This is a genomic window from Roseovarius atlanticus, from assembly GCF_019802205.1.
GTDB lineage: Bacteria > Pseudomonadota > Alphaproteobacteria > Rhodobacterales > Rhodobacteraceae > Roseovarius > Roseovarius atlanticus_A.
Window position 1 is genome coordinate 299,693 of the sequence record NZ_JAHVHQ010000004.1, and the last position, 12,244, is coordinate 311,936.

Consider the following 12,244-nt stretch of genomic DNA (forward strand, 5'->3'; position numbering starts at 1 on the left):
GAGGAGCCGCGCCCCGTGGTTTTCAAACGCCGTGACAGACTGCCTTGGTGGAAGGCCACGTTACGGTTTCTCTGGCCGAGATCCGGCTGGACGCGGGCGTTCCACTACGTGCGGCACCGCGTCAGGCGTCTGCCCGACCCGCCGCACCGAATCGCCCGGGGGGTTTTCGCCGGGGTCTTCGTCAGCTTTTCGCCGTTCTTCGGGCTGCACTTTCTTCTGGCCGCCGTGGTGGCGTCGATCTTGCGCGGCAACATCGTGGCTGCGCTCCTGTCGACCTTCTTCGGCAACCCGCTGACCTTTGTCTTCATCGGCGCGTCTTCGCTGCAGACCGGATATTTCATGCTCGGGCTGCGCAACAATCCCGACCTTGAGGCGCATGGCACGCTCGGTAGCAAGTTCGTCGATGCGGGGCGGGACCTGAAAGACAACCTTTGGGCGATCTTCAACGAGCAAAGCGCCGACTGGAGCCGGCTGACCGTCTTTTACGATGAGGTGTTCTTTCCCTACATGGTCGGCGGACTGATCCCCGGAACCATCGCCGGCCTGACCTGCTATTATGTCAGCCTGCCGCTGATCCAGGCCTATCAGAACCGGCGCAAGGGCATGCTCAAGGCCAAGCTGGCCGCGATCCGCGAAAAGGCGGCGGAGAAGGCTGCCGAGAAGGCCGCGGCAAAGAAGGCCAGGGATGGCGCCAATGACAAGGCTGACGCGGAGCCCGAGAAGCACTAGGGTCAGGGACGAGTCGTTACCCTTGCTCTGGAGGATGTCATGAGTGATGCCGGAAAACTGCGCCTTGGCGTGAATATCGACCATGTGGCGACGGTGAGGAATGCCCGCGGCGGCGCCACCCCCGATCCGGTACGCGCCGCCAAACTGGCCGAGGAGGCAGGGGCGGACGGGATCACCGCACATCTGCGCGAGGACCGCAGGCATATCTCGGACGCGGATATCGACGGGCTGATGGCGGCGCTGAAGGGGCCCCTGAACTTCGAGATGGCCGCGACCGAGGAAATGCAAAAAATCGCCCTGCGCCACAAGCCGCACGCGGTTTGTCTGGTGCCCGAAAAACGCGAGGAGCGCACGACCGAGGGCGGGCTGGAGGTGGCGCGCGAGGAAAACCGGCTGGCGCATTTCATCGCGCCGCTGCGCGAGGCGGGGTGCCGCGTGTCGATCTTCATCGCCGCGGACCGCCGCCAGATCGAGGCGGCGCACCGGATCGGGGCCGAGGTGATCGAGCTGCATACCGGGGCCTATTGCGATGCCCATGCCGAGGGTAATTTTCAGACGCGGGACAGGGAACTGGCCGCCCTGAGGGAGATGTCGGCCTTTGCCGATTCGCTGGGGCTGGAAGTGCACGCGGGTCACGGTCTGACCTATGAGACGGTGCAGCCGGTGGCGGCGTTTCCGGAGGTCATGGAGCTCAATATCGGACATTTCCTGATTGGCGAGGCGATCTTTCGCGGGCTGGAGCCGGCGATCGGGGAAATGCGGCGCCTGATGGATGAGGCGCGGGCGGATCCGCAGCGCATCGCCGGATGATCTGGCTGCGTTACAGCGCCGTCTTTCTGGCCGTGGCCATCGGCGTGTCCCAGGTGGTGCGCCAGTTGGGGATCACCAAGGACGAGATGCTGGGCTCGGCGGCGCAGATCATCGTGCCGGCGATGATCGCCGCGCTGATCGAAGGGCAGCAATACGTGCGCCGGCACGCGGCTTTGCCCGGCGCGCGTCGGGCCTGGAGTTTTGCCTGCGTCGGAACGCTCGTTGCCACGGCGCTGAACGTGGCGCTGGCCTATGCGGGACCCGGCGTCGCGCCCGAGTTCGCCAAGCTGGCCATCGCCGTGCCGGGCTCGCAGCAATTCGTGACGCTGCTGTTGATGTATGCGGGCGGTTACCTGCTGGCCAACCGCTTTTTCTTCGGCATCGGCGCGGGCAACACGATGAGCCGCGACAGGGCCCGTGAGGAACGGGGTGTGAAATGACGGGCGGGGGCGCGGCGAAGATGAAGCGTGGTTTCGCGGCGGTGGCGCTGGCGATGGCCATGGCGCCTGCGATGACGCTGGCACAGGAGGTCGGCGTATGTGACTGGCGCAGCAGTGCCGCGTCGATTGTCGAGCCTTGGGAGGAGCACAGCCGGACCTTTTCGGACGGCAAGGTGCGCGTCGCGCTGCTGGATACGCTGGAGCCGGCGGCGACGGCGGTGCATGTCCTGATCCTGTCGCCGCCATACGATGAACTGGGCGCGCGGCAATGCCGGGTTCTGAGCCACCACGACACGAGCGGGTTTTCGAACGCGGATTTTTCGACGCTGGACGCGACATACGATCCTGTCGTCGGGCTGACCTTCGAGATTGCGGTCGAGGTGATGGGCGCCGTGGGCCCTGAGGACCGGACATTGCGATTTACCCTGAACCAGGCGACCGGCGGGATTGGCGCCAGCCTGCAGTGACGGTGCGGTGGTTGCGGTGGCGCACGCTCGCCGCGTTGGTTCTCGGGGCGTGGGCGCTGTGGACGCTGGAGGCCGCGCGAGGCGGGGTCGAAATCGACGAGATGCGGGTGGGGCCGACCCCGGTGACGATCTGGGGCGTGGAGAATACCGGGCCGGCGGTCGTCATGGCCCACGGCTTTGCCGGATCGCGGCAGATGATGCAGGGCTATGGCCTGGTGCTGGCGCAGGCCGGGTACCGGGTTTATGCCTTCGATTTCCTGGGCCACGGTCGGCACCCGCAGCCGATGTCGGGGGATGTCACGGCGGTGGACGGCACCACGCGGCTGTTGGTGAACCAGACCCTGGAGGTGATCGACGCCGCGCGCACGAACGAAGGCGACATCGCGCTGGTCGGGCATTCCATGGCCACGGATGTGCTGGTGCGGGCGGCGCGCGAGGCCGAAGGTGTCGGGCCGCTGGTGTTGCTGGCCACCTTTTCCGGCGCGATTACGGCCGAGGCGCCCGATGACGTGCTGATGATCACCGGCGCGTGGGAGCCGCGCTTGCAGGGGTTCGCGGCTGATGCGGTGGCGGAGGCCGCGACCGGCGTGCGACGCGAGGCCATGGTTGCCCCGGCGGTGGAGCACGTGGCGATCCTGCACTCGCGTGCGGGGCGACAAGCAACGCTCGACTGGCTGGATACATATTACGGGCGGGACGCGAAGGTGCCCGTGCCGCAGACAGGCTGGGCGCTGATCGGGGTGCTGGCGGCAATCACGATGCTGTTCGCGCCCGTTCTGCAGTTGTTTCCGGCAAGAAAGGTCTCGGCGACTGCCCTATCATGGCGGCGGTTCGCCGGTGTGGTCTGTGCGCCGATGCTTGTCACCCCGGTGCTGGCGGCGCCGGTGGAAACGCAGGTTCTGCCCGTTCTGGTGGCGGATTACCTGGCGCTGCACCTGTTGATCTATGGCGTGATCCAGCTAGCCGTTCTGTGGTTCACGGGCGCGCGACCCGGCGCGTTCAGTGTCACGGGAGGGGTCCTCGTGCTGATTTGGACCGTGGGCCTTTTCGGCTTCGCGCTGGATCGGTACGGGGCCAATTTCTGGCCCGTGCCGGAGCGGTGGGGGATCATCGCAGCGCTGGCCCTTGGCGCGGTGCCGTTCATGCTGGCCGACGCGTGGTCGGTGCACGGTGCGGGACCGGCCCGCCGCGTGGTGGCCCGAATCGGGTTCCTTGTCTCGCTGGCCATCGCGGTGGCGGTGGATTTCGAGGGGCTGTTCTTTCTGCTTCTGATCGCGCCGGTGATCGTGCTGTTCTTCCTCAGTTTCGGCTGGATCGGACGTGTGGCGGCGCGCCGCTTTGGCGCCATCGGGCCGGGCGTTGGACTGGGGCTGGCGCTTGCCTGGGCTTTGGGTGTAAGTTTCCCGCTGTTTTCAGCCGGATAAAGGGCGCATTCATGATCCTGGGCGTCGGAACGGACCTGGCCAATATAGATCGGATCGCCGGTACGCTGGAACGGTTCGGCGACCGCTTTCGCAACCGGGTTTTCACGGAAGTGGAGCAACGCAAGTCCGAACGCCGCAAGGACGTGGCGGGCACCTATGCCAAGCGCTGGGCCGCGAAGGAGGCCTGTTCCAAGGCGTTGGGGACGGGACTTCGGATGGGGATCGCCTGGAAGGACATGGCGGTGAGCAACCTCGACACCGGGCAGCCGGTGATGGCGGTCACCGGCTGGGCCGCCGATCGGCTGGCCGAAATGACGCCGGAGGGGCACGAGGCCATCATTCACGTCACCCTGACGGACGATCACCCCTGGGCGCAGGCCTTTGTCGTGATCGAGGCGCGGCCGGCAAGCTGAGGACGCCGGGTCGCCTTTGCCGGCGCGGCTTGACACCTGTGCCCCCGCCCCGCATGTAGCGCAGAAGAGCAATCGGAGACAGGCATGGCCGAAGAATCCAAGACATCGAGCGCGATCTGGGAAACCGTCAAGACGGTCTTCTGGGCACTGCTGATCGCCGGTATTTTCCGCACGATCCTGTTCCAGCCCTTCTGGATCCCGTCCGGGTCGATGAAAGACACGCTGTTGATCGGGGATTTCCTGTTCGTCAACAAGTTCGCCTATGGCTACTCCTATGCCTCCTGCCCGAACATCAAGATCGAACGGATCGGGCTGGATATCGACGCCAAGAACATCTGCGGCTTTCTCGATGGCGACAACACGCGCCTTCTCGGGTCCGAGCCGGAGCGCGGGGATATCATCGTGTTCCGCCATCCCAGCAACGGCACGGATTACATCAAGCGGGTCGTGGGCCTGCCGGGTGACCGGATCCAGATGCAGAACGGCGTGCTGAACATCAACGGCGAGCCGGTCGAACTGGAAGATGCGGGAACCTTCGAGGAAGTGCTGGAACCCCAGGGGCCGCTGGGCAAGACGCCGCGCTGTGCCAACGGGGCCGTGGGCGTGGGGGGCATCTGCGAGAAAGAGCGGCAGATCGAGACCCTGCCCAACGGCGTGTCGCACAGCATCCTGAACGTCGGCATGCAACGATACGACAGCACCGGCGTCTACGAGGTGCCCGAGGGGCATTATTTCTTCATGGGTGACAACCGCGACAATTCCACCGACAGCCGCGCGCCGCTCACCGCGCCGGGTGGGGTGGGGTATGTTCCGTTCGAAAACCTGATCGGCCGGGCGGACCGGGTGATGTTCTCGTCCGCGGGACGCTCGATGCTGTTCTTCTGGACATGGCGCGGCGACCGCTTCTTCGAGAAGCTGGAATGAGCCGGGGATGAAGCTGTCGGGCGACCTCAAATCGTTCGAGAGCCGCCTGGGGCACTCCTTCGGGCGGCCGGAATTGCTGGTGCGGGCGGTGACGCATGGCTCGATGACCACGGCCAATCGGGACGACAACCAGCGTCTGGAATTCCTGGGCGACAGGGTGCTGGGCCTGGTGATCGCCGAGGCGTTGCTGGAAAGCGACAAGGGGGCCGCAGAAGGCCAGCTTGCACCGCGCTACAATGCGCTGGTGCGCAAGGAGACCTGCGCCGAGGTGGCGCGGCAGATAGACCTTGGTGCGGTGCTGAAGCTGGGGCGGTCCGAGATGATGTCGGGCGGGCGGCGCAAGCAGGCGCTGCTGGGCGACGCGATGGAGGCGGTGATTGCCGCCGTGTATCGTGACGCCGGGTTCGACGCGGCGCAGGAGGTGATCCTGCGGCTGTGGGGGGACCGGGTGACGTCCGTCAAGGCCGATGCCCGCGACGCCAAGACCGCGCTTCAGGAATGGGCGCAGGCGCAGGGCCTGGCCCCGCCGGTCTACAAGGAGACGGCGCGCAGCGGGCCCGACCACGCGCCGCAATTCACCATCGAGGCCCGGCTGGAAAACGGCGAGGCCGAAGAGGCCACCGCCGGGGCCAAGCGGCAGGCGGAGCAAACCGCCGCAAAGGCGTTGCTGGCGCGGGTGGCGTCGACCAAGCCCTAGCGGATGACGATCACAGACTGGTTGGCGTGGCGGGTGATCCGCGCCGCGTTCGGGCCAACGAGATAGTCGCGCAGCTCGGGGCGATGCGCCCCCACGACGATCACGTCGGCGCCGATCCTGTCGGCCATGCGCAGCACGCTGTCATAGATCGTTCCTTCGGTCACGTGCACCTGCGCCTTGCCGTCGAAGGCACCATCCGTCCAGTCTTTCAGCGCCTTTTCGGCAGCGCTCTTCGCGGAGCGGTTGTAGTCCCCTTCGAAGGCGGCGCCGACCATGTTCATGCCGCTGCCGGGGACAACGTTGATCACGTGGATCTCGGCGCCGTCGCCGGCAGCCAGCAGCTTGGCCGCCTGTGCCAGCCGGTGGGCGCCTTCCATCGCGTTGATGTCGACGGCCAGGAGAAGCTTGTTGAACATGATGTTCCTCCTCAGAACGCGGGTTGGGTGGCGCGGGGCCGCTGGATCAGGACGATGCCTGCCAGCAGGATCAGGGCGGGGATGAAGAACAGTTCCTTGGGCGGGCGCTCGTTCTCGATCTCGGCCTTGCTGACCACCACCGGGGTATCGCCATAAAAGTCGTACTCGATTCCGATGGCCTCGAAATGGGGGGTGCCGGGGAAGGGTTCCTCGAGCTTCAGCTGGCCATCTTCGTCGAGGATGCTAAGGCCCTGTTCCGAAAGGGCGGCGGTGCCGTCGCCCTCGATTCCGGGAACCGAGATGGTGATGGGTCGGATCTCGCCATTGTCGAAATCCGGGCCTTCGATGGTCAGGCGCATGTCCTGCCCGGTCTCGGCGCTGTCCATGAGGGCATAGATCTCGGTTCCGGTGGCCGTCTGGTAGGGTTCGGATATCTGGTCGAGGAAGAAGCCGGGACGGAAGAGCATGAAAGCGATGAACAAGAGTGCCGCGCTTTCCCATTTTCGGGACTTGGCGATGAAATAGCCTTGGGTCGCGGCCGCGAACAGGAGCATGGCGATGAGCGATATGCAGAAGACCATGATCGCCTTGCCAAAGCCCACGTCGATCAGGAGCAGGTCGGTGTTGAAGATGAAGAGGAACGGCAGGAGCGCCGTGCGGATGTCGTAGCCGAAGCCCTGGATACCCGTCTTGATCGGGTCGCCGCGGGAGATCGCGGCGGCGGCATAGGCGGCCAAGCCCACGGGCGGCGTGTCGTCGGCGAGGATGCCGAAGTAGAAGACGAACATGTGGACCGCGATCAGAGGCACGATCAGGCCGGCCTGTGCGCCCACCGACACGATGACGGGGGCCATCAGCGAGGAGACCACGATGTAATTGGCGGTGGTGGGCAGGCCCATGCCGAGGATCAGCGACAGGACCGCCACGAGGAACAGCAGGATCATCAGGTTCCCGCCCGAGATGACCTCGATCACCTGGCCGATGACCTGGTGCGCGCCGGTCAGGGAGATCGTGCCGACGATGATGCCGGCGGCGCCGGTGGCGACGCCGATGCCGATCATGTTGCGCGCGCCCAGGATCAGCCCGTCGATGAAATCGCGCCAGCCGTGCCAGGTTTCATTCCCCGGGCTTTCGCCCCGGAACATCGCCTTGAGCGGGCGGTGCGTCAGCGCGATGATGACCATGAAGAACGTCGCCCAGAACGCCGAAAGGGCGGGCGACAGACGGTCGAGCGTGTCGGTGCGCACCATCAGGTTCCACACCAGGATGAAGATCGGGATGGCGAAATAGAGCCCGCCGATGAGTGTCGGTGTCAGACGCGGCGCCTCGGGCGGGCCATCTTCGTCCTTGTCCATCTTCAGGTCGGGATACCGCGCGGCGATGGCCACGAGCACGACATAGAGCACGGCGACGAGGGCCACGGCGGCATAGACCGAGTTGCCCGTGATCGGCTCGAGAATGCCGCGCAGGCCGATCATCAGGAAGGTGCAGAGACCGAGGAAGATGAAGCCCGAGAGGAACAGAATTAGGATCATCAGCACGCCGATGCGCCGGCCCGGTTTCTCCAGCCCCTTGAGGCCCATCTTCAGGCTTTCGAGATGCACGATGTAAAGCAGCGCGATGTAGGAGATGACCGCCGGAAGGAAGGCGTGCTTGACCACGTCGATATAGGGAATGTTGACGTATTCGACCATCAGGAAGGCCGCCGCGCCCATCACCGGAGGTGTCAGCTGGCCGTTGGTGGAGGACGCCACTTCGACCGCGCCCGCCTTTTCCGCCGGAAAGCCGATGCGCTTCATCAGCGGGATGGTGAAGGTGCCGGTGGTGACGGTGTTGGCGATGGAGGAACCCGAGATCATGCCGGTCATCATCGACGACAGGACCGAGGCCTTGGCCGGGCCGCCGCGCAGGGCGCCCAAAAGCGCGATGGCCACCTTGATGAACCAGTTGCCGCCGCCGGCCCGGTCCAGCAGGGCGCCGAACAGCACGAAGAGGAAGATCATCGTGGTGGAGACGCCGAGCGCCACGCCGAAGACCCCTTCGGTCTGCATCCAGTAGTGCCCAAGCGCCTTGGACAGCGACGAGCCGCCGTAATTGGTGATGTTGCGCGCCCATTCCGAATAGCCGCCGAAGAAGGCGAACAGGATGAAGCAGCACGCGATGATCACCAGCGGTAGGCCGAGTGAGCGGTAGACCGACACCAGGAGGACGATCATCCCGATCGCGGACATGGTGACGTCAGTGGTGTTCCACAGACCCGGACGGTCGGCGATCTCGAACCGGAAGACCACCAGGTACAGGCAGGCCGACACGCCCAGGATCACCAGCGCCCAGTCATAGAGCGGAATGCGGTCGCGGGGCGAGGATTTGAACAGCGGGAAGGCGAGGGTCGCCAGCATGATGGCAAAGGCCAGGTGCACGAAGCGGGCCTGTGCGACGATATTGGCGAAGATGGACATGCCCGTGGCCTGGGCCAGTATGCCCGGCACGCGTGAGGCGATGTAGAGCTGGAAGAGGGACCACGCGATACAGGTGCCGATGATCAGCTTTGTCTGCCACGCCGCGGCCGGGTTGCGGGCGCCGGTATCGGCCTCGGCCAACATGTCGTCGGCGGAACGGGTGTTTTGGGTCTGGTCGCTCACTGTCATGCCCCCTGAAGCAAGTATGTGTATGATGGTGTGAGGGGCGCCCGTGCGGGGCGCCCCTCGAAGCCCCGGGGGCTTATTCCATCAGGCCTAGTTCCTTGTAGGCCTTTTCCGCACCGGGGTGCAGCGGGGCCGACAGGGCGTCCTGAACCATCTCGGAAGGCTCGAGGTTGGCAAAGGCCGGGTGCAGCTGGCGGAAGTCCTCGATGTTTTCCATGACCGCCTTAGCCAGAACGTAAACCGTGTCTTCCGACACGTCGGCGGAGGTCACGAGGGTCGCGCCCACGCCGAATGTGGTGACGTCCTCGTCATTGCCGGCATACATGCCGCCCGGAACGGTGGCGGTGCGGTAATAGGGGTTTTCTTCGATCAGCTTGTCGATCACGTCGCCGGTGACGTTCACGAGCGTGACGTCACAGGTGGTCGCCGCTTCCTGGATGGCGGCGGCCGGGTGGCCCACGACGTAGACCATCGCGTCGATGTTGCCGTCGCAGAGCTGTTGCGACATTTCCGAGCCCTTGTACTCGGTTGCAAGTGCGAAATCGTCCATGGTCATGCCGTATTCTTCCATCAGCACCTCGGTCGTGGCGCGCAGGCCCGAGCCGGCATTGCCCACGTTGAAGCGCTTGCCCTTGAGGTCCTCGAAGCTTTCGATGCCGGCGTCGGACCGGGCGATCAGCGTGAAGGGTTCGGGGTGAACCGAGAAAACGGAACGGATTTCGGGAAACGGATTGTCCGAGAAGGACGAGGTGCCGTTATAGGCATGGTACTGCCAGTCGGACTGTGCGACGCCGAATTCCAGCTCGCCGGCCTTGATCGTGTTGATGTTGTAGACCGAGCCGCCAGTGGATTCCACGGCGCAGCGGATGCCATGTTCCTTGCGGGACTTGTTCACGAGACGGCAGATCGCGCCGCCGGTGGGATAGTAGACGCCCGTCACGCCACCTGTGCCGATGGAAATGAATTCCTGCGCCGAGGCGGGGGCGGAAATGGCTATTCCTGCGGCGGCAAGGGCGCCGAGAAGGTAGTTTTTCATGGTGTTCTCCCTTAGTTGCGAACATCATCTCGAGATGAGTCGATGGGGTCAGTAGAGACAGAACTGGCCTAGCTTGCAAGACCGTCAGGCGACAAATTAATAAATTCAAGATGTTAGCGACATGAGTCACGTGTTTCACCGCAACAGCCGCACCAATATTCCGACCGTATCGCGGGGCGAGGGCGCCTATCTTTACGACCGGACCGGCAAGGCCTATCTGGACGGATCGGGGGGCGCGGCGGTGTCCTGTCTGGGGCATGGCGATGCGCATGTGATCGACGCGATCAAGGCGCAACTGGACCGGATCGCCTTTGCCCATACCGGGTTTCTGACGTCGGAGCCGGCAGAGACGCTCGCCGACCGTCTGGTGGCGGTGGCGCCGGGCGAGTTGAAGCGCGTCTATTTCGTGTCGGGCGGATCAGAGGCGATGGAAGCGGCGCTGAAGCTGGCGCGACAGTATTTCATCGAGGCCGGACAACCCCAGCGCAGCCGGGTGATCGCGCGGCGGCAAAGCTATCACGGCAACACGCTGGGGGCGTTGGCGACCGGCGGCAATGCGTGGCGGCGCGCGCCGTTCGCGCCGCTGCTCATGGACGTGAGTCACGTGTCGCCCTGCTATGCCTACCGGGGGATGCAGGAAGGTGAGACGGCGCAGGGCTATCTCGCCCGGCTGGTGGCCGAACTGGAGGCCGAGATCGAACGGCACGGACCCGAGACGGTCATGGCCTTCGTGGCCGAGCCCGTGGTGGGGGCGACACTGGGTGCGGTGCCGCCCGTCGCGGGATATTTTCGCGCTGTCCGAGAGCTTTGCGACCGGCACGGCATCCTTCTGATCCTCGACGAGGTGATGTGCGGGATGGGGCGGACCGGCACGCTTTTCGCGTGCGAGCAGGACGGGATCGCGCCGGATATCTGCGCCATCGCCAAGGGGTTGGGGGCCGGGTATCAGCCGATCGGCGCGATGCTGTGCACGGCCCGGATACACGACACGATCGCGGAAGGGTCCGGGTTCTTCCAGCATGGGCACACCTACCTGGGGCATCCCACCGCCTGTGCGGCGGCGGGGGCGGTGTTGGACCGTTTGCTAGACGACGGCCTGGCGGCGCGTGTGGCGCCGCTGGGGGAGGCATTGCGGGCGCGGTTGATCGAACGTTTCGGGAAGCACCCGCATGTGGGCGACATTCGCGGGCGCGGGCTGTTCCAGGGGATCGAATTCGTCGAGGACCGACAGACCAAGGCGCCGTTCGACCCGGCCCGCAAGCTGCATGCCCGGATCAAGGCGGCGGCGTTCGAGGCGGGGTTGATCTGTTACCCGATGGGTGGCACCGTCGATGGGCAACGCGGGGATCACGTGCTGTTGGCGCCGCCCTTCATCCTGACCGAAGACCAGCTGGACGAGCTGGTCGACAAGCTGGGGCAGGCGGTGGACAGCGCGCTGGCCTGAGCGATGGGCCTATTCGGCGGCGGCTTTCAGGCTGGACATCAGCCGGTGGAATTTTTCGCCCTGAACGGTGACATGCTGGCGCAACATGTTGCCGGCCTGGTCGCCGTCTCCGGCCTCGATGGCGGCGAGGATCGCATCGTGTTCAGCCACCGATTGCGCCATCCGTCCACGCCAGCGCAATTGCAGGCGGCGAAACGGGCGCAGGCGGCGTTGCAGCCGCAGGCATTCCTGTTCGAGAAACGCGTTGCCGGTCTGGGCATAGAGCGTGGCGTGGAAAAGATCGTTCTGATCGTAGTTGCCGTCGGCGTCCTGCGCCTCGGTCGCGGCGCGGCATCGCTCGTTAATGGTGCGCAATTCGGACAGGGCCGTGTCGGAAATGCGTGAGGCGGCCAGCCGGGCGCAGACCGCTTCCAGCTCGGCCATGACCTCGAACATTTCGATCAGTTCGACCGGCCCGGGCTGGCGCACGAAGACCCCGCGGCGCGGCAGCTGTTCCACCAGGCCGGACAGTATAAGCCTTTGAAGGGCCTCTCTTATCGGTGTCCTAGAGACGTTGAAACGTTCGGCCAACTGAACCTCGTCCAGACGATCACCATCGTCGAAGGTTCCATCGAGGATCAACTCCTCGATGGCGTCCGCGATGAGATCTGCGCGCTTGCGTTCCATTTCAATCCGCTAGCATACCACTGTCTAGAGCGCAAGAAATCCGTTCTTGTATACAAAAAATTTGACTGGTGACACAATCTCGTTAGGTTGCAGGGCAGTCCGAACACGAATCAGGACACTTTGGGAGGAACAT

At 64.9% G+C, this 12,244-nt stretch carries 13 protein-coding genes; 9 read left to right on the forward strand and 4 right to left on the reverse strand.

The genetic code is table 11. The features are described 5' to 3' along the window. Positions 1–15: 15 nt before the first annotated feature. The 8 genes from KUV49_RS18090 to rnc all read left to right on the forward strand — a co-directional run bounded on the left by KUV49_RS18090 (position 16) and on the right by rnc (position 5,904). Positions 16–729 carry a DUF2062 domain-containing protein gene (locus KUV49_RS18090; RefSeq protein ID WP_152493784.1) on the forward strand — a complete coding sequence of 238 codons (714 nt, stop codon included), beginning with the start codon at positions 16–18 and terminating at the stop codon, positions 727–729. Positions 730–768: 39 nt separating this feature from the next. Further along, the gene (locus KUV49_RS18095) at positions 769–1,539 is read left to right on the forward strand and encodes a pyridoxine 5'-phosphate synthase (protein ID WP_222452360.1); all 771 of its coding nucleotides are present in this window, start codon (positions 769–771) and stop codon (positions 1,537–1,539) included. Beyond that, a complete protein-coding gene (locus KUV49_RS18100; protein WP_222452361.1) occupies positions 1,536–1,979 on the forward strand; it encodes an ABZJ_00895 family protein in 444 nt (147 codons plus the stop codon). The genes KUV49_RS18095 and KUV49_RS18100 overlap by 4 nt, the downstream gene beginning before the upstream one ends. Before the next feature lie 20 nt (positions 1,980–1,999). Then, positions 2,000–2,446 (forward strand): hypothetical protein, encoded by a 447-nt coding sequence (locus KUV49_RS18105; protein WP_222452362.1) that lies wholly within the window; start codon positions 2,000–2,002, stop codon positions 2,444–2,446. Between the two features lie 2 nt (positions 2,447–2,448). Then, entirely contained in the window at positions 2,449–3,870 is a 1,422-nt protein-coding gene (locus tag KUV49_RS18110) for an alpha/beta hydrolase (RefSeq protein WP_315899569.1), read from the forward strand. Positions 3,871–3,881: 11 nt separating this feature from the next. Then, a complete protein-coding gene (gene acpS, locus KUV49_RS18115) occupies positions 3,882–4,283 on the forward strand; it encodes a holo-ACP synthase (RefSeq protein WP_222452363.1) in 402 nt (133 codons plus the stop codon). Between the two features lie 84 nt (positions 4,284–4,367). Continuing rightward, a complete protein-coding gene (gene lepB / locus KUV49_RS18120; RefSeq protein WP_222452364.1) occupies positions 4,368–5,207 on the forward strand; it encodes a signal peptidase I in 840 nt (279 codons plus the stop codon). A gap of 7 nt (positions 5,208–5,214) precedes the next feature. Further along, positions 5,215–5,904: a ribonuclease III gene (gene rnc, locus KUV49_RS18125; RefSeq protein WP_222452365.1), complete on the forward strand. Its 690-nt coding sequence runs from the start codon at positions 5,215–5,217 to the stop codon at positions 5,902–5,904. On the opposite strand, the gene KUV49_RS18130 is transcribed toward rnc, so the two are convergent. The 3 genes from KUV49_RS18130 to KUV49_RS18140 all read right to left on the reverse strand — a co-directional run bounded on the left by KUV49_RS18130 (position 5,901) and on the right by KUV49_RS18140 (position 10,001). Next, positions 5,901–6,320, reverse strand: a complete 420-nt coding sequence (locus tag KUV49_RS18130) for a universal stress protein (protein WP_222452366.1) — start codon at positions 6,318–6,320, stop codon at positions 5,901–5,903. The two genes, rnc and KUV49_RS18130, sit on opposite strands and share 4 nt — an antisense overlap. Before the next feature lie 11 nt (positions 6,321–6,331). Next, positions 6,332–8,968: a TRAP transporter permease gene (locus tag KUV49_RS18135; RefSeq protein ID WP_222452367.1), complete on the reverse strand. Its 2,637-nt coding sequence runs from the start codon at positions 8,966–8,968 to the stop codon at positions 6,332–6,334. A 73-nt stretch (positions 8,969–9,041) separates the two neighbouring features. Next, complete coding sequence (locus tag KUV49_RS18140) at positions 9,042–10,001, reverse strand: TAXI family TRAP transporter solute-binding subunit (RefSeq protein WP_222452368.1); 960 nt, start codon at positions 9,999–10,001, stop codon at positions 9,042–9,044. Between the two features lie 121 nt (positions 10,002–10,122). On the opposite strand from KUV49_RS18140, the gene KUV49_RS18145 reads away from it, so the two are divergent. Further along, positions 10,123–11,445, forward strand: a complete 1,323-nt coding sequence (locus KUV49_RS18145) for an aspartate aminotransferase family protein (protein ID WP_222452369.1) — start codon at positions 10,123–10,125, stop codon at positions 11,443–11,445. A gap of 9 nt (positions 11,446–11,454) precedes the next feature. Here the strand turns inward: KUV49_RS18145 and KUV49_RS18150 are convergent, their stop codons facing one another. Then, complete coding sequence (locus KUV49_RS18150; RefSeq protein WP_222452370.1) at positions 11,455–12,111, reverse strand: GntR family transcriptional regulator; 657 nt, start codon at positions 12,109–12,111, stop codon at positions 11,455–11,457. Positions 12,112–12,244 lie beyond the last annotated feature (133 nt).

Bases quoted from the DNA above. Each gene is read 5' to 3' on its own strand.
- KUV49_RS18135 (WP_222452367.1), bottom strand. From the start codon at position 8,968: ATGACAGTGAGCGACCAGACCCAAAACACCCGTTCCGCCGACGACATG.
- lepB (WP_222452364.1), top strand. From the start codon at position 4,368: ATGGCCGAAGAATCCAAGACATCGAGCGCGATCTGGGAAACCGTCAAG.
- rnc (WP_222452365.1), top strand. From the start codon at position 5,215: ATGAAGCTGTCGGGCGACCTCAAATCGTTCGAGAGCCGCCTGGGGCAC.
- KUV49_RS18145 (WP_222452369.1), top strand. From the start codon at position 10,123: ATGAGTCACGTGTTTCACCGCAACAGCCGCACCAATATTCCGACCGTA.
- KUV49_RS18140 (WP_222452368.1), bottom strand. From the start codon at position 10,001: ATGAAAAACTACCTTCTCGGCGCCCTTGCCGCCGCAGGAATAGCCATT.
- KUV49_RS18095 (WP_222452360.1), top strand. From the start codon at position 769: ATGAGTGATGCCGGAAAACTGCGCCTTGGCGTGAATATCGACCATGTG.
- KUV49_RS18130 (WP_222452366.1), bottom strand. From the start codon at position 6,320: ATGTTCAACAAGCTTCTCCTGGCCGTCGACATCAACGCGATGGAAGGC.
- KUV49_RS18150 (WP_222452370.1), bottom strand. From the start codon at position 12,111: ATGGAACGCAAGCGCGCAGATCTCATCGCGGACGCCATCGAGGAGTTG.
- KUV49_RS18100 (WP_222452361.1), top strand. From the start codon at position 1,536: ATGATCTGGCTGCGTTACAGCGCCGTCTTTCTGGCCGTGGCCATCGGC.
- KUV49_RS18105 (WP_222452362.1), top strand. From the start codon at position 2,000: ATGAAGCGTGGTTTCGCGGCGGTGGCGCTGGCGATGGCCATGGCGCCT.
- acpS (WP_222452363.1), top strand. From the start codon at position 3,882: ATGATCCTGGGCGTCGGAACGGACCTGGCCAATATAGATCGGATCGCC.